The sequence below is a fragment of the Streptococcus sp. GMD3S genome (assembly GCF_000298695.2).
GTDB lineage: Bacteria > Bacillota > Bacilli > Lactobacillales > Streptococcaceae > Streptococcus.
The window spans coordinates 12,459-36,840 of sequence record NZ_AJRC02000016.1 but is presented as its reverse complement, the minus strand read 5'-3'; the positions used below and the strand labels follow the sequence as shown (position 1 = coordinate 36,840).

At 41.5% G+C, this 24,382-nt stretch carries 25 protein-coding genes; 1 reads left to right on the top strand and 24 read right to left on the bottom strand.

Annotated features, from left to right (window positions below; translation table 11 throughout):
- Positions 1 to 38: 38 nt before the first annotated feature.
- From GMD3S_RS0207905 to rpoE, 6 genes are all read right to left on the bottom strand, one after another.
- Positions 39 to 800 carry an SDR family NAD(P)-dependent oxidoreductase gene (locus GMD3S_RS0207905; protein ID WP_001107799.1) on the bottom strand — a complete coding sequence of 254 codons (762 nt, stop codon included), beginning with the start codon at positions 798 to 800 and terminating at the stop codon, positions 39 to 41.
- A 39-nt stretch (positions 801 to 839) separates the two neighbouring features.
- Positions 840 to 1,466, bottom strand: a complete 627-nt coding sequence (gene ytpR, locus GMD3S_RS0207900) for a YtpR family tRNA-binding protein (RefSeq protein WP_008277323.1) — start codon at positions 1,464 to 1,466, stop codon at positions 840 to 842.
- Between the two features lie 15 nt (positions 1,467 to 1,481).
- On the bottom strand, positions 1,482 to 1,799 hold the full coding sequence (locus tag GMD3S_RS0207895; protein ID WP_000586557.1) for a thioredoxin family protein: 318 nt from the start codon (positions 1,797 to 1,799) through the stop codon (positions 1,482 to 1,484).
- On the bottom strand, positions 1,796 to 2,095 hold the full coding sequence (locus GMD3S_RS0207890) for a DUF4651 domain-containing protein (RefSeq protein WP_008277325.1): 300 nt from the start codon (positions 2,093 to 2,095) through the stop codon (positions 1,796 to 1,798). The genes GMD3S_RS0207895 and GMD3S_RS0207890 overlap by 4 nt, the downstream gene beginning before the upstream one ends.
- A 174-nt stretch (positions 2,096 to 2,269) precedes the next feature.
- Entirely contained in the window at positions 2,270 to 3,877 is a 1,608-nt protein-coding gene (locus GMD3S_RS0207885; RefSeq protein WP_000105267.1) for a CTP synthase, read from the bottom strand.
- 316 nt (positions 3,878 to 4,193) lie between these two features.
- Entirely contained in the window at positions 4,194 to 4,784 is a 591-nt protein-coding gene (gene rpoE, locus GMD3S_RS0207880) for a DNA-directed RNA polymerase subunit delta (RefSeq protein ID WP_000418417.1), read from the bottom strand.
- A 204-nt stretch (positions 4,785 to 4,988) separates the two neighbouring features.
- On the opposite strand from rpoE, the gene GMD3S_RS0207875 reads away from it, so the two are divergent.
- Entirely contained in the window at positions 4,989 to 5,381 is a 393-nt protein-coding gene (locus tag GMD3S_RS0207875; RefSeq protein WP_000037666.1) for a (deoxy)nucleoside triphosphate pyrophosphohydrolase, read from the top strand.
- Positions 5,382 to 5,393: 12 nt separating this feature from the next.
- Here the strand turns inward: GMD3S_RS0207875 and GMD3S_RS0207870 are convergent, their stop codons facing one another.
- The 18 genes from GMD3S_RS0207870 to ccrZ form a co-directional block, all read right to left on the bottom strand.
- Positions 5,394 to 8,258 (bottom strand): DUF3427 domain-containing protein, encoded by a 2,865-nt coding sequence (locus tag GMD3S_RS0207870; RefSeq protein WP_001114051.1) that lies wholly within the window; start codon positions 8,256 to 8,258, stop codon positions 5,394 to 5,396.
- A gap of 74 nt (positions 8,259 to 8,332) precedes the next feature.
- Positions 8,333 to 10,984, bottom strand: a complete 2,652-nt coding sequence (locus GMD3S_RS0207865) for a valine--tRNA ligase (protein WP_000032179.1) — start codon at positions 10,982 to 10,984, stop codon at positions 8,333 to 8,335.
- 20 nt (positions 10,985 to 11,004) lie between these two features.
- Positions 11,005 to 12,705 carry a hypothetical protein gene (locus tag GMD3S_RS0207860; protein ID WP_001088062.1) on the bottom strand — a complete coding sequence of 567 codons (1,701 nt, stop codon included), beginning with the start codon at positions 12,703 to 12,705 and terminating at the stop codon, positions 11,005 to 11,007.
- Positions 12,698 to 13,264, bottom strand: coding sequence for a GNAT family N-acetyltransferase (locus tag GMD3S_RS0207855; RefSeq protein ID WP_000196179.1), 567 nt, complete (start codon positions 13,262 to 13,264; stop codon positions 12,698 to 12,700). Before GMD3S_RS0207855 ends, GMD3S_RS0207860 begins: the two co-directional genes overlap by 8 nt.
- Positions 13,265 to 13,542: 278 nt before the next feature.
- Positions 13,543 to 13,938, bottom strand: coding sequence for a helix-hairpin-helix domain-containing protein (locus tag GMD3S_RS0207850; RefSeq protein ID WP_000038699.1), 396 nt, complete (start codon positions 13,936 to 13,938; stop codon positions 13,543 to 13,545).
- Positions 13,939 to 14,035: 97 nt separating this feature from the next.
- Positions 14,036 to 14,290 carry a DUF1912 family protein gene (locus GMD3S_RS0207845; protein WP_000119707.1) on the bottom strand — a complete coding sequence of 85 codons (255 nt, stop codon included), beginning with the start codon at positions 14,288 to 14,290 and terminating at the stop codon, positions 14,036 to 14,038.
- Between the two features lie 9 nt (positions 14,291 to 14,299).
- On the bottom strand, positions 14,300 to 15,634 hold the full coding sequence (locus GMD3S_RS0207840) for a DUF438 domain-containing protein (protein WP_000752872.1): 1,335 nt from the start codon (positions 15,632 to 15,634) through the stop codon (positions 14,300 to 14,302).
- Positions 15,634 to 15,867, bottom strand: a complete 234-nt coding sequence (locus GMD3S_RS0207835) for a DUF1858 domain-containing protein (RefSeq protein WP_000368739.1) — start codon at positions 15,865 to 15,867, stop codon at positions 15,634 to 15,636. Before GMD3S_RS0207835 ends, GMD3S_RS0207840 begins: the two co-directional genes overlap by 1 nt.
- A gap of 261 nt (positions 15,868 to 16,128) precedes the next feature.
- Positions 16,129 to 16,311 (bottom strand): hypothetical protein, encoded by a 183-nt coding sequence (locus tag GMD3S_RS0207825; RefSeq protein WP_000505783.1) that lies wholly within the window; start codon positions 16,309 to 16,311, stop codon positions 16,129 to 16,131.
- Position 16,312: 1 nt separating this feature from the next.
- Positions 16,313 to 17,092, bottom strand: a complete 780-nt coding sequence (locus GMD3S_RS0207820; RefSeq protein ID WP_001118425.1) for a hypothetical protein — start codon at positions 17,090 to 17,092, stop codon at positions 16,313 to 16,315.
- Positions 17,093 to 17,243: 151 nt separating this feature from the next.
- Positions 17,244 to 17,594, bottom strand: coding sequence for a 30S ribosome-binding factor RbfA (rbfA, locus tag GMD3S_RS0207815; RefSeq protein WP_001273601.1), 351 nt, complete (start codon positions 17,592 to 17,594; stop codon positions 17,244 to 17,246).
- A gap of 166 nt (positions 17,595 to 17,760) precedes the next feature.
- Positions 17,761 to 20,547 (bottom strand): translation initiation factor IF-2, encoded by a 2,787-nt coding sequence (infB, locus tag GMD3S_RS0207810; RefSeq protein WP_000039179.1) that lies wholly within the window; start codon positions 20,545 to 20,547, stop codon positions 17,761 to 17,763.
- Between the two features lie 16 nt (positions 20,548 to 20,563).
- Complete coding sequence (locus tag GMD3S_RS0207805; RefSeq protein WP_001041396.1) at positions 20,564 to 20,863, bottom strand: YlxQ-related RNA-binding protein; 300 nt, start codon at positions 20,861 to 20,863, stop codon at positions 20,564 to 20,566.
- Positions 20,856 to 21,149, bottom strand: a complete 294-nt coding sequence (rnpM, locus tag GMD3S_RS0207800) for an RNase P modulator RnpM (protein WP_000857564.1) — start codon at positions 21,147 to 21,149, stop codon at positions 20,856 to 20,858. The genes GMD3S_RS0207805 and rnpM overlap by 8 nt, the downstream gene beginning before the upstream one ends.
- A 21-nt stretch (positions 21,150 to 21,170) precedes the next feature.
- Positions 21,171 to 22,307, bottom strand: a complete 1,137-nt coding sequence (nusA, locus tag GMD3S_RS0207795; RefSeq protein WP_000032277.1) for a transcription termination factor NusA — start codon at positions 22,305 to 22,307, stop codon at positions 21,171 to 21,173.
- A 42-nt stretch (positions 22,308 to 22,349) separates the two neighbouring features.
- Positions 22,350 to 22,829 (bottom strand): ribosome maturation factor RimP, encoded by a 480-nt coding sequence (gene rimP, locus GMD3S_RS0207790; RefSeq protein WP_000338695.1) that lies wholly within the window; start codon positions 22,827 to 22,829, stop codon positions 22,350 to 22,352.
- A 126-nt stretch (positions 22,830 to 22,955) separates the two neighbouring features.
- A complete protein-coding gene (gene trmB / locus GMD3S_RS0207785) occupies positions 22,956 to 23,591 on the bottom strand; it encodes a tRNA (guanosine(46)-N7)-methyltransferase TrmB (protein ID WP_001266088.1) in 636 nt (211 codons plus the stop codon).
- Positions 23,588 to 24,382 (bottom strand): cell cycle regulator CcrZ, encoded by a 795-nt coding sequence (gene ccrZ / locus GMD3S_RS0207780; RefSeq protein ID WP_000363014.1) that lies wholly within the window; start codon positions 24,380 to 24,382, stop codon positions 23,588 to 23,590. Before ccrZ ends, trmB begins: the two co-directional genes overlap by 4 nt.

The window sequence follows — 24,382 nt, the reverse complement described above, 5'->3', positions numbered from 1 at the left end:
AAAAGTTACAAAAATTTGTAACTTTTCGAGAAAATTTTTTATTTTTTATGCACCATGAAACCTGTCGCCTGTTGATTGGCCATAATAGTCATATCTGTAATCTGCATACGACGAGGCTGACTGGTCACATAGACCACTGTATCTGCAATATCCTGAGCTTGCAAGGCCTCAATTCCCTGATAGACGGTGGCAGCACGCTCTTTGTCACCATGAAAACGAACTGTAGAGAAATCTGTTTCGACAATCCCTGGTTGAATGGTGGTCACCTTGATATCCGTTGCAATGGTATCAATTCGCAGACCATCTGAAAAAGTCTTAACTGCTGCCTTGGTGGCTGAGTAAACAGCTGCCCCAGCATAGGCATAGATTCCTGCGGTCGATCCCATGTTGATAATATGACCCTGATTCGCTTTTACCATTTCTGGCAAGAAACAGCGAGTAACTGCCATCAAACCCTTGACATTGGTATCCAACATGGTCAGCATATCCAATTCTTCGTAGTCTTGATAGGGAGTCAAGCCAAGAGCTAGTCCAGCGTTATTGACCAAGATATCAATCTGACCTATCGTTTCCAAAATATCGGAGCAGACAGTCTTCACCATGGTCATATCCGTGACATCCAGTGGAAAGGTCCAAACTGTTTGATTTGGAAAAGTTTCTGCAAACTCTGACTTGAGGGCCTCTAGTCTGTCTGTCCGTCGCCCTGTTAGAACGACATTCTCCCCCTGCTCCAGATAAGCACGCGCAATCGCTTCACCGATTCCTGAGGTCGTTCCTGTAATCACTACATTTTTCGCCATCTTATCCCCCTATCTGGTCTATCAAACACTGACAATTTCCTAGGCAGTCCAGTGTTTGGCTGGGTCAAATGGAGTTCCAATAACTTGGTCTTCTGATAATTCAATAACCCCACGTTTTTGTGGAGCATTTGGCAAATGCAATTCACGAGGACTGCACATCATGCCAAAACTCTTTTCACCACGAAGTTCGCCTGGGAAAATGAGATTGCCTTTTGGCATCATAGCTCCAGGAAGAGCGACAATGGTTTTCAGACCGACACGCGCATTAGGAGCCCCTGCAACGATTTGCACTGTCTTATCACTTGCGACTGCAACTTGGCAGATGTTAAGGTGGTCACTATCTGGGTGAGTTACCATCTCGACAATCTCACCGACAACAAACTTTGGTTCCTTATCATTAACAATTTCTTCTGTAAAGCCTTCCGCCTGCAATTCTTGGTTCAAACGAGCGACTTGCTCATCTGTCAAAAAGACTTGACCGCGCTCTACAATTTCAAATAAACTTGAAACTTCGAAAATATTCCAAGCCACTGTTTCTCCATTTTCTTTGAGGAAAACACGGGCTACCTTGCCTTTGCGCTCCACGTCCAACTTGGCATCTCCGCTGTTTTTCACGATGATCATAAGGACATCGCCAACATGCTCTTTATTATATGTAAAAATCATTGTCTCCATTTTCTCCTATTTCAGTTCTGCTAAAAAGTCGTTAATTTGTTGCTTGCTTTTACGGTCACGATTGACAAATCGGCCGATTTCCTTGTCCTTTTCTAGCACAACAAGGCTAGGAATCCCGTACACATCCCAGAGTTTGGCCAGATCCATGTACTGGTCTCGGTCCACTCGAATAAAGGTGAACTCTGGATTGGTCTCCTCAATCTCTGGCAAGGCTGGATAGATATAACGACAATCTCCACACCAGTCTGCCACAAAAAGAAAGACCTTCTTACCATCCTGCTCGACAAAACCTGCGAGTTCTTCTATACTACTGGGAATAATCATAAGACTTCCTCCTCATAGACTAGGTCTTCATTTTCATAGACAAAAGTATAGTGACGACCATCCTCGAAAATGACCCCTCCGACGAGTCGCTCTAGACTACTTTCGTAGACTTGAACATAGAGAGTCGCAATCTCACCCATATCTGAGAAAAGTTCGCGCACGATAGCGGTCAACTCTTCTTGCGTCTTCATGAGTTTGTGGTTATCTGCTGCTTTTTTAGCCCCCAAAGCAAGGGCGCTTAGACCAGCCACAGTCAAGCCAGTCATCCATAATTTCTTAGCTTTCATACCTTTCATTGTAACACAAAAAGGGCGCTAGGACAAATAGGGAAGCCGTATACGAGCAAGGAAAATCTCATCCATTACTGTAGAAAGAAAACTTCTGATTCTTATTATCAAGCGCCTGAGTTAGCAAGACTTTTCTAAATGAATAAAAAACCTCTGAGATTGTTCTCAAAGGTTCGAATTTTTCTAATTGCTATTTTCAACCGCTGCAGTGACAAAGGCAGTGTAGAGCTCTTCTGGACGGTTTGGACGGCTGGAAAGTTCAGGGTGATACTGACAAGCTACAAAAAATTTATTTTCAGGAATTTCCACAATTTCGACCAAACGATTGTCTGGAGAAACTCCTGAGAAGACAAAACCTGCTGCCTCAAACTGTTCACGAAAGGCGTTGTTAAACTCATAACGGTGACGGTGACGGCGTTGCACCACTTCTTGATTATGATAAGCAGCCGCTGCCTTAGAACCACGTTTTAACTTAGACGGATAAAGTCCCAAACGAAGGGTTCCACCCATATCTTCAACATCAACCTGGTCACGCATGATATCAATGATAGGATATTTTGTTTCTGGTGCAAGTTCAGCAGAATTGGCACCTTCAAGACCCAAAACGTGACGAGCAAACTCGATACAAGTCAACTGCATTCCCAAGCAGACTCCCAACATTGGAACATCATTCTCACGCGCATAACGGATGGCTTGAATTTTTCCTTCCGTACCACGTTGGCCAAAACCTCCTGGTACGATGATTCCGTCCGCATCAGACAAGAGCTCCGCCACATTCTCTGCTGTCACATCATTAGCATTGATCCAATTAATCTTCACTTCTGCGTCGTTGGCATAACCAGAGTGTTTCAAGGCTTCGACCACAGAGATGTAGGCATCTTGCAACTCCACATACTTACCAACAAGGGAAATCTTGACTTGTTTTTTCAGGTTCATGACCTTGTCCACCATGGCTGACCACTCAGTCATATCCGCTACTGGTGCGTCTAGTTTCAAATGGTCACAAACAATTTGGTCCATACCTTGCGCCTGTAAATTCAATGGAATTTGGTAAAGGTGTTCAACATCCAAAGACTCGATAACAGCTTCTGGTGCCACATCACAGAACTGAGCTAGTTTGTTTTTAATGCCTTGACCAGCTGGTTTCTCAGTACGAATAACTAACATATTTGGCTGGATTCCCAAACCGCGTAATTCTTTTACAGAATGCTGGGTTGGCTTGGTCTTCATCTCACCAGCAGCCTTGAGATAAGGAAGCAAGGTTGTATGGATGTACATGACATTATCTGCCCCCACATCTGCCTTCATCTGACGAAGGGCCTCTAGGAATGGCAAGGACTCGATATCCCCAACGGTTCCACCAACCTCTGTGATAATGACATCAGAGTCGGTCGTTACAGCGGCACGCTTGATTTTTTCCTTCAAAGCATCTGTGATATGAGGAATAACCTGAACAGTTGCGCCAAGGTATTCTCCACGGCGCTCCTTACGAAGAACTTCACTGTAAATTTTCCCAGTTGTCACGTTGGAATATTTGTTGAGATTGATATCGATGAAACGTTCATAGTGACCCAAGTCCAAATCTGTCTCAGCCCCATCATCTGTCACAAAGACTTCCCCGTGCTGATAAGGACTCATGGTTCCCGGATCGATATTGATATAAGGGTCAAACTTTTGAATGGTTACTTTTAGACCACGATTTTTTAAGAGACGACCCAGACTTGCTGCGACAATCCCTTTCCCAATAGACGATACCACACCACCAGTTACAAAAATATATTTCGTAGACATAAATTCCTCTTTCTAAAATGCTCAAGGCCTTGTTAACTACGAGGGGACATAGAAAACAAGACCCTTATGAATAACGACTTTTCAAGAAAACTTCCTGAAAAACAAAAATAGCTCCCTAGTAACTAGGGAGCCCCGACCTCTAAAAGAGGTGCCCGAACAATATAATACCTCAAAGCAGATCATTTGTCAACCCGAATCGGTAAAACCTGAAAATAAGAAGATTACTTTCAGAAAACCAACTAAAGATCTACAACCTAACGGATAATCTGCTCAAGGAACGAAAAAGGAGATCTTACGATCTCCTCTGTGAAGTCTTTTACTCTTCTTCACTCGTTTCAGTATCATCGTCAGAAAACTCGTCGTCTTCTTCGTTAAGATCCACGTCTTCACCCAAGTCATCAGGGGCGATTTCGTTGATTTCTGCATCGTAAGCTTCCACTTCATTTTTCTCATCATCTGGATTTTCATCATCATATGAAAGAGCTGGGTCTGCTTCGTATGCATCTTCATCTTCTGGATCATCTGCATTGTAGTCAATGGCATCTGAATCACCATCCATAAAGGCATTGACACGTTTTTTCTTAGCTTTTGGTGCTACTTCGTCGTCGTCACTTTCTTCAAGAGCGATGATTTCTTCGTCGATTTCGTCCACACCGTACCATGAACGAAGGCCCCATTTGTTGTCTCCAAGAGAGATGAAGCTACCATCAAAGTTCAACTCTGTGTAGAACAAAGGTAAAGCTTCGCGGATATCGCTGTTTGATGTTCCAAGGTAGTTTTGAATTTCGTTTACAAGATCACTAAAATGCATCTCATGATCGCGACCACGAAGTTCCAAGATAGCACGCGCTACCTCAATCATAGATAGTTCACTTTTTTCTTGCCCAGCAAATACTTCTAATTCCAAAGCGTTTCTCCTCATTTTTACTACTATCGCCAGAGCGAACAGACTCTGACCTCATTTTATCATGTACTCTTTATTGTACGATAATTTTGCGGAATAGTCAAAGGTTAAAATAGATTTATCTATGATTTATTAAGTAAAAATCAATTGATTTTAACACATGGTAAATTTAAAAATATTTGTTAAAATATTACTTGGAGGTAGCTTATGTCAAAAAAAATAATAAATGTTGTTGCAGCGGCTATAGAACGAGATGGAAAAATATTCTGTGCACAAAGACCTGAAGGTAAAAGTTTAGGAGGTTTTTGGGAATTTCCAGGTGGGAAATTAGAAGTAGGAGAATCTCCTGAACAAGCTTTAGTCCGTGAAATTAAAGAAGAACTAAATTCTGAAATTGAGATTGTTTCTTACATCAATGAAGCTTCATATGATTATAATTTTGGGACAGTTGTCATGAAGACCTATCATGCAAAGCTAATATCAGGAAAACTAGAGTTGCTTGAACACCAAAATTCAACTTGGTTAGCTCCCAATGAACTAGATACTCTCAACTGGGCTCCAGTAGATCGTCCAGCTGTAGAATTATTAACAAAAAAATAAGAGATTACTCTCTTATTTTTTTGTCAAATAATCATAAAGTGCGGAAGAAACCTCATTGGCTAATTCAAAATTCATTGTAACTACAGGAGTTTTTCCATCCTGCATCCTAGTTTCAGTAGCACTATCTTCCAAATAACTAACTGGCCCTAGATAATAGAAATCACTTCCCTCACCATCTTCTTTTTTTACGAAGAGATGAAGAGCCAAACCGGTTTGATTAGATTGCATAATATCAGCAACTTCTTTAGACTTAAAGCTTCGATTGCTCCGAGAATACCAATGAAAGACTTTGTTGGATAAGAATCCATCTTGATACTGGGTTGTTTCTGTAATATCGTCATCCTTATGATAAGTTACAAAGATAGGACACGTTCCATGTTTGACCTTGTATCCATATACAGTAGAACTCTCATCCTTGTCCCAGTTAAGAAGTCTCACAGCATCTTTTCGAGAGTATTTTTCACCTATTGTCAATGGTTCCTGCGGATATTTTTGAGAGCGCTCTAGACCAGTCTGAATGATGTCTAAGATAAATTTTTTGTATTCCTCTGTAAGAAATTGAGTGAAATCTGTTGCTAGTTGATAAGTGTCATCTTCAATGCTTAAGGCTGACAAACCATACTTTTCTTGATCTCTTTTAACAAAAAAGTTATAGTCTAAACAGTTTTCGATAGATTTAAATAACTGTTCGGAGGATCCTAATTGCTTCATTGTTAAGATTTGTTTAAATTCAGATCGGGAAATCTTTCCTTTTTCTAGTAATATTTTTAAAAGATAGAGTTCTTCTTTTCGTTTACCATTGGATAGTTCTTTGCAGAGGAAAGTTAGAAAACTATTTAATTCAGGAATTTTAATAAACCGATCCTCTTTTTCAAAGGAAGCAATAACCTCTCCATAATGATTAAAAGTATCAAAGAAAACATAGGGATCTAGACTATCTAGTTCCAAAAAATCACTGAGATTCGGAGTACGTCCCAAGCGGTTCTTTGTTTCCATATAGGCCTCTTTTAGGATAGCTCGATTGGAAAGATTTGTATTAGTAATAGACTTAAAGATTTGTTCTTTAGCAACTTCTTCAAAATTAATAGTAGTTAGGCCATTTAAAATATTGGGTTCTCTTAGCTCTCTTCGGTAATTATCTTTATTCATTGATTTGTCTCCAAATAAAGCAATTGGAATCAAATAGTTATTTTTATAATTACCAATAAAATCAATGATCGTGACGTATTCTTTACTCTCATGTTTACGAAGACCACGCCCTAGTTGTTGAACAAAAACAATACTAGACTGAGTATTTCTTAACATGACTACCTGGTTGACAGAAGGAATATCAATACCTTCATTAAAAATATCCACTGTCAAAATGTAGTCTAGTTTTCCTTTTTCAAGTTGAGAAACGACTTCATTTCGTGTTTCAATATTATCATCGCCTGTTAGAGCCCTACAAACTTTCCCATTCTGATTCAATTTTGAAGCGAGTTCATGCGCTTCCTGTTTAGAGGAACAGAATATCAATCCTTTTACTTTTTCACCACTTACTCCATAAAAATCAATTTTTTGCAGAATATGTTTAACTCGTTCATTAGATGTTAAGTTTGATATATTTGTCTTCTCATCGATTAGATGTCCATCTATCTCAATATCCTTTACCCCAAAATAAATAAATGGGCAAAGCATATCATTATCAAGCGCATCCTGCAGACGAATTTCATAGGCGATATTATAATCAAACAGTTCATAAATATTTTGCCCATCAGTTCGTTCGGGAGTTGCAGTCATTCCTAAAAAGAACTCAGGATGAAAATGTGCCATCACTTTTTTGTATGAATCAGCTCCGGCTTTGTGAACTTCATCGATTAAAATATAGTCAAAATAATCTTTTGAAAATAAATTCAAATGTGAATCACGGGATAATGTTTGAATCGTCGCAAAAATGTATTTCTTATTTGTCAAATCAGCACCAGAATGATAAATCAAACCTTCTGATTCCGGGAACTGTAAAACCTTTTGAAAATCCTTTAAAGACTTTTGAAGAATTTGCTCCCTATGAACGATAAAAAGCATTCTTTTCGGCTCAAATTGTTGAACATCAAAAGCTGATAAATATGTTTTTCCTGTCCCTGTAGCACTGATAACTAAAGCTTTCTTTTTCCCTGAATCGCGAATAGCCTGCAGACCTTTCAGTGCTTCATTTTGCATCTTATTAGGTTCAATACTTGTAACCTGATATTCTGCTATTTCCTCTTCTCGAATCTGGTCCACTCGAATTGTTTTCTGACGCTTTCTAGCGTAAGAATCAATCTTTTCTGTAGTTAAAACATCCGACTTTTCCCAAATTTTTTCAAACTCTTTTTTAGTAGCTTGAATTAACTCTCCATTGTAAGTTGATGTCAACTTAATATTCCACTCGTAATTGATTTTCAATGCATTATGAGTTAAATTTGAACTTCCAGAAATAAGAACCTGTTTCCCCTGATGTTCAAAAAGATAAAACTTAGCGTGCATCTGCAGACTCTCTGGAGTAAGTCGAACTTCAACATTTTTCAACTTGAGTAATTCTTGCATGGCAACCGGATCATTAAAATCAAGATAAGGAGATATAAGAATTTTACCTTTTATTCCTTTATCCATTAAATCTGATAATTGGGATTTTATCAGAGCAATTCCTGATTGGGTAATAAATGCTACCGAAATATAAAAGGCTTGGCATTTTGATAATTCTTCTTGAATATCCTTCAATACATATCGCTTGGACTCTGGGTCATTAATTAAAATTTGAGGAGAGTATCCCCCTTCTTGAAATTTAATATTATCAATAAATCCAAACTTTAAAGATTTGATCAAGGTATCTTGAAATAAAGTGACGCCTTCTGGCATAGACCTTCTCTTTTCTATTGTTTTAATATTTTCATTATACCAAAAAAACACGGCTTACCACCGTGTTTCTATGTTTATTTCACCAACTTCTTCATCTCATCAATACGTGCTACGGTCGCATCGTATTTGGCTTGATAGTCAGCTTGTTTGTCGCGTTCTTTTTGAACGACTTCTGGTTTAGCATTGGCTACGAAGCGTTCGTTAGAGAGTTTCTTACCGACCATATCCAGTTCTTTTTGCCATTTAGCCAGTTCCTTGTCGAGACGAGCCAGTTCTTCTTCGACATTGAGGAGGTCTGCCAGTGGCAAGTAGATTTCTGCTCCTGTGATGACGCTTGACATAGCGAGTTCAGGTGCAGGGATGGTTGATGCGATTTCCAAGCGCTCTGGATTTGTGAAGCGTTTGATGTAGTTGACATTGCTGTTAAAGAAAGCTTCCAAGTCGCTATCGCTTGTCTTAACAAGAATGGTGATTGGCTTGCTTGGAGCGACGTTTACTTCTGCACGCGCATTACGAACAGCACGGATCAAGTCTTTAAGACTTTCCACACCTGTGTGAGCCGCAAGGTCTTCAAAGGCTGGATTGACAGTTGGGTATTCCGCTGTAACGATAGAGCCTTCTGAGATTTGTCCAAAGATTTCCTCTGTCACGAATGGCATGATTGGGTGAAGGAGACGAAGGATCTTGTCCAATGTGTAAAGGAGAACAGAACGTGTGATGACTTTTTCATCTTCGTTATCGCTATAAAGGACTTCCTTGGTCAACTCAACATACCAGTCCGCAAACTCATCCCAGATAAAGTTGTAGAGGATGTGTCCAGCAACACCAAACTCAAACTTATCAAAGTTTTCAGTGACTTTGCCGATGGTTTCATTGAGGTTGTGCAGAATCCAGCGGTCAGTGACATTTCCAGCTTCCTTGTTAACAACTTTTTCGACATTGGCAGTTGCTTGGTCAAGAGTCAAGCCTTCATTGTTCATGAGGATGTAGCGAGAGATGTTCCAAATTTTGTTAATGAAGTTCCATGAAGCATCCATTTTCTCGTAAGAGAAGCGCACGTCTTGCCCTGGTGCAGAACCGTTTGAAAGGAACCAACGAAGGGCATCGGCACCGTATTTCTCGATAACATCCATTGGGTCAATCCCGTTACCAAGAGATTTAGACATCTTACGTCCTTGCTCGTCACGGATAAGACCGTGGATAAGGACGTTTTGGAATGGCTGACGGCCAGTGAATTCCAAGGATTGGAAGATCATACGAGATACCCAGAAGAAGATGATGTCGTAACCTGTAACCAAGGTTGAAGTTGGGAAGTAACGTTTGAAGTCTTCAGAGTCGACATCAGGCCAGCCCATGGTTGAGAATGGCCAAAGGGCAGAACTAAACCACGTATCCAAGACGTCTTCATCCTGAGTCCATCCGTCGCCTTCTGGAGCTTCTTCCCCAACATACATTTCACCCTCAGCATTGTACCAAGCAGGGATTTGGTGACCCCACCAGAGCTGACGTGAGATTACCCAGTCATGGACATTTTCCATCCATTGGAGGAAGGTATCGTTGAAACGAGGTGGGTAGAATTCTACCTTGTCGTCTGTGTCTTGGTTGGCAATGGCATTTTTCGCCAATTGATCCATCTTGACGAACCATTGCGTAGACAAGCGTGGCTCAACCACAACACCTGTACGCTCTGAGTGACCAACACTGTGGACACGTTTTTCGATTTTGACGAGGGCACCAATTTCTTCCAACTTAGCAACGACTGCCTTACGAGCTTCAAAACGATCCATACCTGCAAATTCGAAGGCCAAGTCATTCATGGTTCCATCGTCGTTCATGACGTTGACTTGTGGCAAGTTGTGTCGTTGACCAACCAAGAAGTCGTTTGGATCATGGGCAGGTGTGATTTTCACGACACCAGTACCAAACTCTGGATCAGCGTGCTCATCTCCAACGATTGGAATCAATTTATTAGCGATTGGAAGGATGACGTTTTTACCAATCAAGTCCTTGTAGCGTGGGTCTTCTGGATTGACTGCAACCGCAACGTCCCCAAACATGGTCTCAGGACGAGTTGTCGCAACTTCAAGGGCACGTGAACCGTCTTCTAGCATGTAGTTCATGTGGTAGAAGGCACCTTCCACATCCTTGTGAATCACCTCGATATCCGAAAGGGCTGTACGAGCTGCTGGGTCCCAGTTGATGATAAATTCACCACGGTAAATCCATCCTTTCTTGTAAAGCTCCACAAAGACCTTGCGAACAGCTTTTGACAAACCTTCGTCAAGGGTGAAACGCTCGCGAGAGTAGTCTACAGAAAGCCCCATCTTGCCCCATTGTTCCTTGATAGTCGTCGCATACTCGTCTTTCCATTCCCAGACTTTATCAAGGAATTTTTCACGACCAAGGTCGTAACGGCTGATGCCCTCGCCACGCAAGCGCTCCTCAACCTTAGCCTGAGTCGCAATCCCCGCGTGGTCCATCCCTGGAAGCCAAAGCGTGTCGAAACCTTGCATACGTTTTTGACGGATAATGATATCTTGCAAAGTTGTATCCCAAGCGTGACCAAGGTGAAGTTTCCCAGTTACGTTTGGTGGTGGAATCACGATAGAGTATGGCTTAGCCTTTTTATCGCCTGAAGGCTTGAAAACATCTTCATCAAGCCATTTTTGGTAACGACCAGCCTCAACCTCGGCTGGATTGTATTTAGGTGAAAGTTCTTTAGACATGTGTTTGCTCCTTAATATATTTAAATCAATAGTTTATGATTTATTTGCAGTTCTGGCATAGATATAACTCTACCATTCTTAAAATATTTATAGGGCGTCGTATTGACAGTAACTATTCCAATTTCTATATGAATGAACCTACCAAACTCTGCCTCGAATAGTTCCTTATGTGCCTCAATCTCGGTCTTCAATTTTCGTAGTTTTGAAAACTCTTTATAGATTGAAGTATTAATAATGCTTTTACATTGCCTCATATTTCTTGCTAAACCATAATTTTTTAAATCGTAAATATATAAAGTAGAATTATATACAAAGAATAAGTCAATTTCTCCCATTAATTTCTTTGATTTTATTAAATTTTTTATTTCTTTATGTTTTGATTGATTTAAATAATAATTAGTCCTAGCATTAACATCAATTTTTAAAGCTATATCTTTGAGTTTGGGCAATAAACGCTCGTCAAAATTTTCTTTAATTAATCGTGTCCATTCTTGTCCATTTTTTTTATATAAAATATCTGTTCGTAATATTCTGTATGGAAAATATTTAGCAGATTCCAAAAATGAAAAGACTGGAACTACATCGAAATTCGAAAAGTTTATTAAAGGGGAACGAAACATTCTTTTATTTGGTTCACCTACTAAACTTTCAATTTTATTTCTATAAAACTCTTGATTATTGAGAGTTAAATTTTCAATAATCAATTTAGCAGTATCTACAGATATTCTCTGATTTAAAGCTAAATCATTAACAAGTAAGTCTCTTTCAGCAACACTAACATAGTTATTACCCAGCTTAAAAGCTCTTTCATCATCCGTTACACTCAAATATTTTTCTAAAATTGAAGGCGACACCTTTTTAACTTTTTCAAGGTATCTCATAATAATATCAATTTTTTTATCTCCAATTATAACTATCTCATCTCTCGTTTCGCTAATATATTTAGAAAATTGTTCAAATATTCGGCTTGGAAATACAATTCCTTCTCCTCTGGTGAATTGAATTTCATCTCTTTCTTGTTCTTTTAGAAAAGGTAAAACATCGATATAACTATCTAACTGAATTATTGAAAAAGATAATCCGAACAAATCAAACATAGCTTGAAAATTTATAGACGGAATTTTCTGAAATTGACTATCTTCCAATAATTCCATTGTTAAAAGTTCATTAACAATCAACTCTAAACATGTTTTTAATTCTCCTAAAAACACTCTGGGATCAAAAAAAGTGTATGTGTTTATTCTATTAAACTGCTTAATAAGAAAATCAATGCAATCACGTTCTTCTTGGATAAAATCTGTATTTAAATACATTGTAATTTTACTTAACACGCTTGCTAACAAACTCATCTGAATAATCATGTAACTCCTATCATATAACGATAGACTGTTTCTTATTTTCATCATGATTTCTTTTCTAACACAATTGATTAATTGTTTAATGCCACTGTTGCTCAATGTAAAAGTTTTTGGTATATCTAACTCTAAAAAATGTAGTTCATCCAAATTTTGCCCAATAATTTGATTTGCCTTAGTTTGAAGAGAAGGACGTTTGAATTTTGAAAATAGATTTGGCAATTCATTTTGGGTATTCTCTGATACACTTGAAGCAAAAATTGTTAGCAAAAATTTAAAAATCTCATTATTTTCGTCAAAACCTCCACTAGCATCCAACATATACTTTAGAGTATCTTTATCGAGCTCAATAATCTGACTATTCATTTTTCACCTCCCACTCACTCTTCAGCAAGCCATATATCAGACTGTCACAGCGGTTGCCTTGGGCATCTTTGCGGTCTCTTATGCGAGCTTCTAAGGTAAAGCCAAGTTTCTCTGCGACTCGTTGACTTTGGACATTGTAGCCAAAACAAGTCAGCTCAATCTTGTGAAGACCAAGTTCTTTAAAAGCTAAATCAATCAAGGTACTCGCAGTTTCTGGAACATAACCTAGACCCCAATAGTCTGGATGTAAGATATAGCCAATCTCCAAGACATCATCCTCATGACGACGAGGGAAATCAACAGAGCCGATAATAGTATCGGTCCCTTTAACCACTATGCCGTAACCAGCTGGGAGATTGTCCTTTTCATTGCGCTCGGGAAGGGTATGCTCCAGATAATAAATCTCATCTTCCAAGCTCTTGACGGGCGGAAAGCCTGCTGGATAGGAAACTTCTGACCTACTGGCATAGTCAAAGATATCCACAACATCAGCCACGGTACGGACTCGTAAGACTAGCCGTTCGGTTTCTAAACGTTCTGGCAACTCTGCTCTTGTCATCCTTCTACCTCGCTTTCTACAAAAAATCGCCCCTGCCATATCCATGACAGGGACGAATGTGTTTATCCGCGGTACCACCCAATTTCGGGCAAGGCCCGCAACTCTCGTCTTTATAAATAAAAAGACAATATTATTTCATTTTTCATCCATCAGCAACCAGTTTTGACACATTTGTGGACTTCTCAGCACCGCCACTTTCTGTAAAATGTGGGATCCAAAACACCTCTAATGGCTCTATTGTAGCAAGTTTTTCTCGGAAATGCAAGGGGCAAGAAAGATTACTTGAAGCTGATTCCGTGCTCTTTTAATTTCTTAATGGTAGCTGGGCCGATTCCCTTCAAGGCAAGGAGTTCTTTTTCAGTCCAGTTTTTAAAGTCAGCAGCCGACTTGATCCCCTCATCATAGAAAGTCTTAGCACGATCTACTGAGAGGCCACCCAAAGTAGCTGCGAAATCTTCTACTGAATTGGCTACTTTTTGAGCTTGTTCCTTGGTCGCTTCTACTGCTTGTTCCACTTTTTTAGAGACAACTTTTCCTGCTTCGCTGGCAGATTTTTCTGCGTGTTTCACGACTTTTTTGGTCTCTTCGACAACTTTGGTCACCGTACTTGAAAAGGCACCTGAGCGACGAAGGCTATTTCGCAATTGTTTTTTACGTTGGAGTTTCTTTGACATGATAAAATCCTTTCAATAAAAAATCCCTGCTCTGACAAGGATTTAATAAAGATATTCTATCAAGATTTTGGGAAAAAATCAAGAAAGTATCTGTATTTTAATAGTTTCGCTCACCAAACAATCCTTCTGGCAAATCATGGAATCCCTTGCCTGCCTTGAAATTTTCGAACTTACCAAGCAAGAACTGGTAGGCATCCAAGCGACTTTCGTAGCGAATCATGGCATCTTTGGCACGTTCGTCTTGGTCTTCTTCGTAGACCTTTTGACTTTCCTTGTGCGCCATGTCGTTGATCATGATCTGGGTATTGACCCAAGCTTCAAATTCCTTCATAAATTCCTGTTCGTAACTCATTGATTCTCCTTATTCTAATCCACGGAAGAAGTCCGTATCAATCTCTCGGTAGGGCTGGATATCCTGAACATACTCCAACACGCCTTGGAATTCCCCGTTTTCATCGTGTACCGCAGCATAGGTAATGTGGACAAACTTGCCTCGCGAATCTGACTTGAACCACATTTCATACTTGTCCTTGACCCCTTCACGAAGACCTTGCATAACGGCCTTCACCTTTTCTAGATATTTGGGCGGATGGCAGAGTTCTACATTGCGCCCGACTTGGGACGGCGTCCGTTTGAAAATCATCTCATCAGCTGGCGTATTGTCATTGTAATACTGAAAAATATCGTCTTTATTGACAAAAGTGATCTCCATAGGGAGGTGATTGAGGATGAGATTGGCCTGCTCGACGGAGAGATAACCATTGCCAAAAGCCTGTTGACTATGACGGTCCAGCACTGCTTCCTTTTCCTTAGGGGTAAAGGTAATGGTGAACTGGCCTTCTGGTGTATCGATAACTTGCTGAACTTGACCTTCAGCCGTGTCCAGCTGCACGGGCTCCTCTGCACTCTTTTCCTCAACGAAACTCTGTCGTTCTGGCACCCATTTTTCAGACGGACGGATGATGGCATAGCCGTAGGCATCGCTCTCCTCCGCAATCTGAATCCAGTCATCCTGGGTGAACGACTCAAGAAGAATCATGAGAAGGATGGACTCTTCCTTGAAAATCATACTTTCAAACTCTGTCGCAAAAGCTTCAAAGGCCTCCTTTACAGTGGAAATCGCCACTTCTGGTAGTGCCTTAGCCGTCGCTAGAGCTGTCTGAAAGAGTTCTCTGATCTGGTCATCCACCCCCCACATGACTTTAGGAGGTGAATCGTGACCATAGCGCTCCATGATGGGAAAAAAGAGCTCTTCCTTGCGCTGATAATGGATGTTAAATTGCCCCAACAGCCCCATTTGACGGACCAAGCCCTTGCGCATCTCTGCCAGCATTTCCTCATCTTCCATAGACTCATAGGTATCCAACAGTCTCCGAATGCGAATCAAAGCTGCACGGAGAGCCAGATTTTCATCCTTGAAGACGCGAACGGGATGGCCAGGGTGTTCAGTATCCTCTACTTCGACGCCCTTAACAGCATTTTTAAAAAGATTAGCATGGACATCGCAGAGTTCCATGACATCTTCAAAGGTGACACCTGAGTCTGAGTTCATCAGCTCGTGCTCCATGAGGGAAATCTCAATGGCTGAAACACCCGTAAAAGTCGCATCAAAACGCTCCTGAACTGACTCGGGAGAGGCGCCGTTGTGCAATTCTAACAAAATATCCCGTAGGATATGAATCCGTTCATCTGCCATTAGTCTAATCCAATCACTTCGTAACCATTCGCTTCCAGTGTGCGGACAATCTTGTCCATAGGAGTTCCTTCAAGTTTAGAACCCTGCTTAAGCGATACTTTGCGACCGACTGTGTTGCGCATCAAGGGATTAGCAAGTGGTTTAAAACCAAGCTCCACTAGGATTTCCAAGACTTCCGGGTGCTTGTCTACCACTTCTGCAACGGGAATTGATACATCGATGATATTGTCCATGACGACCTCCATTGTATGTTCTAATACTCAATGAAAATCAAAGAGCAAACTAGGAAGCTAGCCACAGGTTGCTCAAAACAGTGTTTTGAGGTTGTGGATAGAACTGACGAAGTCAGTAACCATACCTACGGCAAGGTGAAGCTGACGTGGTTTGAAGAGATTTTCGAAGAGTATAAAATGATTTTACTGCTTATATTATACCATATGGGAAGAGATTAAAAAACTAGCAGCGTAGTTCCTGCTAGTTTCTTTCATTTCAAGTTATTCCTTATCATCTGGTTTTGCGAGCCACTGGGCTACATCCATCAGCTTGTCAGCAAGCAGTACTTTCCCGAAACCTACTAGAGCATTGTCATCTTTTTTCATGTTCTTCAGGACTTTGATGCTTTGCATCACAAAAAAGTAATTCCCGTAAGTCTTGGTCAGAATTTTAATGAATCCCATATTACTCACCTTCGATGATTTCAGCTTCTTTTCGGATAGTTTCTATGTCTTCTTGATATTGTTCTTCATTATAGTTAACTAATTTAGATAACTCCTGTTGCAAGCTTTCCCCCATCGGTTTCATGGTCGCAAAGGTTAAGCCACCTGAAATAATACCACCTAGGATAGGAATGAATTTCCCCATTCCTTTGGCTAGGCCTCCTTTTGTCAGATTAACACCAAAAATTTTCAAAACTTTTTTCAAAATCGGATACCAGAGGGTCTTTGTCAAGGCTTTCTGAGGAACGGTTTTCATCACTTGCTTAGCAACCGCAACACCTCCCGCTCGAAGCAATGCAGCTGTACCATTTACTCCCAGCATCACACCGAGGTACAGTAGAAGTGTGTTTTTAGCTTCCTCGCTTAACTCATTGCGCGATGCCCAGAGATCATCAAATCCGTAAATATACCCTAGTTCTTGAGCTAATTTCAATGAAAAACCATAAAACTGAGCTACGTCTGTTGGGATAGTGATCGCCATGAGAATCCCTCCAGGTAGACCTGCCAAAACCGAAGTTCCACTGGCTAACAGGACATTATCCTTAATACAGGCCTTGGCCACTCTATCCAAGCTTTCCTGGGGTAATAAAGCCGTCGGTCCTTGTTCAATCAAAGTTGGAATATCCTTACGGTCTAATTCCTTTGAAAACTTTTCTACTAAAAATTTCTCTCGATCAACTTTGACTACGGGTAATTTTACCACTTGTTGCAGCACTTGCATAGCTATATCTTGTTTAGCCATATGTCTCTCCGTTTTTCATTTATATCAAGCTTTATCATATCATACTATTTGAAATTTACAAATTTTTTAAACTGCGTTTTACAAAGGCAACATATTGATGATTAACAAATAGACTACTCTGACAAGAAAAAAGAGGGGTATCCCCTCTTTCTTAGTTCTTATCCAGATTGCGTAGCATTTCGTCAATCTTGTTTCCATATTCGATGGATTCGTCTTTGACGAAGGTCAAATCTGGGATTTTGTACAATTTCAAATTGCGACCAAGTTCACGTTTGATGGTACCAGTTGCTTTCTCAAGCCCGATTTGAGCTTTTTGGTTATCCGAAGCAAGGTTACTCAAAATGGTGTAGTAAACCTTGGCAACAGACAAATCACCTAGCATCTGAACATCTGTAATGGTCACACCTTGGACACGTGGATCACGGACTTTCTTTTGCAAAATCTCATTGACTTCACGCTTGATTTCCATGCCCACACGATCCGTACGGAAATGATTTGCCATGATATTCCTTTCTCTACTTTGAACCAAAAGCTAGGCCAGCAGACCTAGCTATTTCTGTTAGATAGAGGAACTAGAGCCATTTGAATCTAGGAAATAAGCCTTAGATAGAACTAAGGGTTCATCAAGGCGCTGTTGACGACGAGTCAAATTGGCTATCGTTTCTCTATTATCGTTTGATTTCTTCCATGACATAAGCCTCAATCACATCATCAGTCTTGATATCATTGTAGCCATCAATCATCAATCCACCTTCACGACCGTTTGTAACTTCTTTGACGTCGTCTTTGTAGTGTTTCAAGCTTGCGAGTTCACCGTCATAGATAACGACACCGTCACGGATAACACGGACTTTCGAGTCACGGGTAACCTTACCGTTGATAACCATGAATCCACCGATAGTTCCCACTTTAGATACCTTAAAGGTTTCACGGATAACTGCTTCACCGATAACTTTTTCTTCAAATTCTGGGTCAAGCATCCCTTTCATGGCTTCTTCCATCTCTTCGATAACCTTGTAGATAATGCTGTGGAGACGGATTTCTACATCGTCAGCTTCCGCTTGTTGACGCGCTTGTGGTGTAGGGCGTACGTTGAAACCAACGATAAAGGCATTTGAAGCTTCGGCAAGAGTCACGTCAGATTCATTGATGGCACCGACCGCTGAGTGAACGATGGTAACTTTGACACCTTCTACGTCAATCTTTTGAAGGGAGGCAGAAAGGGCTTCAACAGAACCTTGTACGTCGGCCTTGATGATGATATTAACTGACTTGAGCTCACCAGCTTTAAGTGTATCAAAGAGGTTTTCAAGGCTGACACGTTGGGTAGCTTGGCGTTGTTTCATGAGGGCACGTTTCGCACGCTCTTCACCGGCTGCACGCGCAGATTTTTCATCTTCGTAAACGGCAAAGTGGTCACCCGCCATTGGCGCTTCGTTCAAACCTGTAATAGAAACTGGTGTTGATGGGCCTGCAACCTTGACACGACGACCAAGGTCATTGGTCATAGCACGGACACGACCGAAGGTATTTCCGACAACGATTGGGTCTTGGACATTCAAGGTACCTTGTTGGACAAGAAGGGTTGCGACTGCACCTTTTCCTTTATCCAAGCGCGCTTCGATAACCGTACCGATAGCACGCACTGTTGGGTCTGCTTTGAGTTCTTGGATTTCAGCCACAAGAAGGACTGTTTCCAACAATTCTTCGATATTTTGGTTGAATTTAGCTGAGATTTCAACAAATTCAGAATCTCCGCCCCAAGCTGTTGACATGACACCATGCTCTGCCAATTCACCGATAACGCGTTCTGGGTTGGCACCTGGTTTATCAATCTTGTTGATAGCTACGATGATTGGAACGTTGGCCGCTTTTGAGTGGTTGATGGCTTCGATAGTCTGAGGCATAACCCCATCATCGGCCGCTACAACCAAGATAGTAATATCGGTAACAGATGCACCACGCGCACGCATAGAGGTAAAGGCCGCGTGTCCTGGTGTATCAAGGAAGGTAATCTTCTTGCCATTTTCCACGATTTGGTAGGCACCGATATGCTGCGTGATACCACCTGCTTCACCTGTCGCTACACGAGAGTTACGAAGGGTATCCAAGAGGGTTGTCTTACCATGGTCAACGTGTCCCATGATGGTTACAACTGGTGGACGCTCAACCAATTCATCTTCGTTAAGATAGTCATCTTCGACAAAGAAACGTTCGATGTCGGCATTATCCACTTCAACCTTTTGTTTGGCTTCAATACCGTAATCCACCATGAGGAGTTCAATGGTTTCCCCATCCAAGGATTGGTTTTGTGTGGCCATGACACCCATCATAAAGAGTTTCTTAACGATTTCAGCTGGTTCACGTTTGATCCGTTTTGCGATTTCCGCAACAGTCATACCATCTGTATACTCAAATTCTGTTGGCAATTCGTGGAACTTACGCTCTGTAACAGGTTTTGGAGCCTGGTTACGGTTGTTTTGCTTGTTCCCTTTTTTATTTTTCTTGTTGTTATTCCAGTTACTATTTCTTTGATTTCTCACTTGATTCTGACTACTTCGATTCTTTTGTTGTTTTCTAGGACCATCTTCTTCGTGATCATAATCGTCACGTTCTTTGTCTGGTCGAGCTTGTTTTTTACGACGTGTATCCACTGGCGCTTCTTTCGCTACAGGAGCTACTGTTACGGCTGGTTGCGTTTGTTCAGCTAGCTTAGCAGCTTCCTCAAAGATTTCCTCTGGCTCCTTGCGTTTGTTAGCTTGAGCCAAGGCTTCTTTGGCTGCTTGCGATTGTTTGAAGCGCTCCTCGCTTGAGCGTGCGTACTCTGCATTTTGCTCTGCTTTTAGGGCTGCTGCACGGGCTTTAAAGTCAACACGTGGCCCAGCTTGTTTTGGCTGGAAGTCTTGTTGCAGACGGCGATCATTGCCACGATTTCCTTGACCTTGTGGTTTTTTCCCTTGGTCGTTAAATCGGCGATTGTCGCGGTTCCCTTGACCAGGTTTACCACCATTACGGCCGTCATTTTTCTGACGGTTGCCGTTTTGTTGTTGGTCACGGTTGTTGCCCTTGTTTTGTTTGCGTCGCTCTGCCTGCTCTTTGGCACGCGCCTCACGCTCCGCCTTGAAGTTTCGACTCTGTGGTCTTGCGGCCACTACTTTTTCTTCCTTAGGAGCTGCAGGTGTAGCTGATTTGCTTTCTTCCTTAGCGGCTACTGGTTTAGCTGATACAGGCTTTTCTGCTTTCTTTTCTACACTTGCTTTTGGTGCTGCAGGTTTTGCTTCTGCCTTAGGAGCAGGTGCAGATTTAAAGCTCGCTGCGATTTGCTCAGCAGCAGCAGCTTCCACGCTCGATGAGTGGCTTTTCACATCCAAGCCCAACTCTTTTGCACGCGCTACAACTTCTTTACTTTCTTTTCCAAGTTCTTTTGCGATTTCGTACAATCTTTTCTTAGACAAATCATGTCCTCCTCTTCTATTCCATAAGAGACCTCATTTTCTTTGTAAATCCAGCATCTGTCACAGCCAAAACCTTTCTCGATTTTCCGACTGCTATGCTTAATTCCAGTGTTGAAAACACGGTTATAACTTCTACTTGATAATAGTCACTTTTATCTTGAATCTTCTTGGTCAGATTGGGACCAGCATCATGGGCTAGAAAGACTAGCTTGGCTTTCTGGTCTTGGATGGCTTTAACCACCAATTCCTCTCCTGATATGATCCGGCCTGCTCGTTGAGCAAGTCCCAAGAGATTACTTATCTTTTGCTTATTCAAGTCCTAACTCTCTTCTTTTCACTTTGTGATCCACATAAGCAATCAACTCGTCATAAAAGCTTTCTTCCACTTCCATGTTAAAGCTGCGGTTAAAGACTCTCTTCTTTTTGGCCTCTAGGGCTTCTGCATTGTCTAGCTTGATATAAGCGCCACGACCATTGGCCTTGCCTGTCGGATCGATAAAGACTTGCCCTTCTTTGTTCTTGACAATGCGGAGCAAATCACGCTTATCAATCACTTCGTTGGATACAACAGACTTGCGCAAAGGGATTTTTCTTGTTTTCATCTTTCCCTCCTCTAGCAGCTTTTATTCTTCGATCAATTCGTCCGCAGCTGCGTAATCCACTTGACCTGCTTCTTCCATAGCTTCAAACTCACTGGCAGACTTGATATCGATACGGTAACCTGTCAAATGAGCCGCCAAGCGAACGTTTTGTCCACGACGACCGATGGCAAGAGAAAGCTTGTTATCAGGCACAACGACCAAGGCACGTTTGCTGTCGTTTTCATCAAAGATAACTTGGTCAACCTCTGCAGGTGCGATGGCATTGTAAATAAACTCAGCTGGATCTGCTACCCACTCGATAACGTCGATGTTTTCTTCGACAGGAATCATGCGGTCGCTCTTGGCATCGTAACGAGCTGGGTGGAATTTGCTGGTTATTTTCTTGATGTTGGCACCACCACGTCCAACGATTGTCCCGATAGCGTCCACGTTTGGATTGTGGCTACGAACGGCAACTTTGGTACGGTCACCAGCTTCGCGGGCTACGCTCATGATTTCAACAGTTCCATCGTAAACTTCTGGAATTTCTTGCTCCATCAAGCGTTTGATCATTTCTGGATGGCTTCGGCTAACAAAGACATTGACACCACGAGGATTGTCTTCAACCTTGTAAACGTAGACTTCGATACGGTCGTGGGAAGCAAAAACTTCTCCAGGGATTTGGTCTTGTTTTGACAATTGGGCTTCGATGCTGCCGAGATTGACATAGATAAAGCGGTTGTCAAATCGTTCTACTGTACCAGACATGATTTCTTGTTCATGTTCTTTATAAGTATTGTAAGTGATGGCACGTGTTTGCTTGCGCATTTTTTCCATGATGGTTTGTTTAGCAGATTGGGCTGCTACACGACCAAACTCAGCAGGTGCTTCTTCAAACTTGATTTTGTCACCAAGTTCATAGGCTGAATTAATGGCAAGAGCATCTTTCAAGCTGATTTCCAAACGGCTATCAAATACTTCATCAACCACTTCACGAACAGTATAGACAGTAAAGTCACCTGTTTTTTCATTGAAGTCGATGGCTACGCTATCAGATTGACCATAGCGTCTGCGATAAGCGGAACGAAGCGACTCTACTACTGCGTCGATGATGTCTTCTTTTTTGATTCCCTTGTCTTCTTCCAAAATGCGGAAGGCCTCTAGCATTTCTTTACTCATGTTCTTTTTACTTTTGAATCCTCAAAAGCTATCCTTTCTTTTCTATAGTTTTACTGCTAAACGTGCTTTTGATACTAAACTGTATGGAATTTGGACGGTTTTCTTACGTGTCTTGTCCATATATTCCATGGTCAACTCATCCTCTTCAAAGGATACCAAAGTTCCTTCAAAGACTTTTTGTTTATCGATGGCTTGGTAGAGCCCGACATGAATGTATTTCCCAACCGCTCCAGCGACAGCATCCTTGGTTTTCAAAGGACGTTCCAAGCCTGGACTGGTGATTTCTAGGAAATATTGTTCTGGGAAGGGATCAGGCTTGATAGTATCAAGAACAGGACTGATGATTTCTGTCAGGTCTGCCGTGTCGTTCAAGGTAATTCCTTCGGGTTTATCTACAAAAATACTGAGAATCATGTCACTGCCAATCTTTCCATACTCGATATCCACGAGCTCGAAAGGCGCTTGGATGACAGGTTCTACAACTTCTCTGACTAATTCTACGATTGTTGCGATTGCGTCCACCTCCTCATAAGCAAGAGGCGAAGATATTTCCCCGCCTCTCTTTCTCATATTCTTACTATCAGTATAGCACGTTTGTCAATTTATGTAAAGCATTAGCACTCAAACAGCTGGTTTTCAAGCTATTTCTTAAAATTCTGCTTCAACTCGATAGATCACTTGACCTTTGCTGGAGAATTTTTGCTCATACTCTGTCATGACATTGCCTTCAAAATCACTGGCATGCAAGTCCAGCCAAACACCATTGAGTTTCATCCCATACTGAGAAAAGCTCACTAGACTGTACTCAAACAAGCCACGGTTATCTGTCTTGAAATGGATTTCCCCATTCTCAGGCAAGATGCGCTTGAAGGTATCCAAGAAACTCTTGTAAGTCAAACGACGTTTTTCATGGCGTTTTTTAGGCCAGGGATCTGAAAAGTTTAGGTAGAGACGATCAATCTCACCGTCTTCAAAGTAGTCGGTCAGATCTGAACCATCTACCCACAGCAACTTGATGTTGGGCACTCCAACTTCTAATACCTTATCCAAGGCATAACTCAATACCGACTTTTGGATATCAATCCCGATGTAGTTGATGTCAGGATTTTGCTTGGCCATTCCGGATACGAAGGCCCCTTTCCCACTTCCAACCTCTACATGAATAGGATGATCATTTCCAAACAAGTCTCGCCATTTCCCTTTAGCTTCCAAGGGATTGAGGACCACATACTGAGGATTGGCCTCTAGTAATTCTGTCGCCCCTTTACGATTTCTAACTCTCATCTCTTCTTTCCATACTTATCGCGGAAGACACGCAAGGCGTAAATCTCCCGGTTTACATTGTCTAAATCTTGATTTTCACAGTATTTGGCAATCTGGTTCAAATAAGAATACTGACCATACCAATACAATTTATCTAACACTGTCTGATTGTACTTATAGCCGTAGTCTCTCAACCATTGACGCCACTGATGATCTGGAATGTAGTGGCATAGCAAATGCGCCACATCAAACATACGATCCGTCAGACGAACCGAATCCCAATCCACTAGATAAACGAGTCCACTCTCCGTCTCAATCCAATTACTATGACGAAGATCCCCATGCACAATCGTTGCATGGTCTTCCCTAAAACCTGGAACCGTCTTACCTAGTTCCGCAATCACACTGTTCAAATAGTGATTCTGCTTCAAGATTTCTGGAACTCCTTGCTGCCAAGAACGTAGCAAATCAACTGGTGTTTCCATGGTATATCCCAAACGGCTCAACTGCTTCATCAAGGGACGCGAGCGGTGAAGGCGGTTCAAGATATTGATAATCTGCTTGCGATTCATATCGTAAGGGGTCAAGATTTTACCCGTCAGCCATTCCTGAGCACACATATCACGACCATCCGCTAAACGACGAGTCCATAGTAATTGAGGAGCGATTTGTTCTCTGGCTAGGCCAGGTAGGATTGGAGAGGTGTTCATTTTTACAAAGACGCGCTTCCCATCAGGGTAGCTTCCCATATAAGCTTTGCCACTCTTCCCAGGGATAGGGGTCAGCGTTAGCTCATTATCACCCAAGTCCAT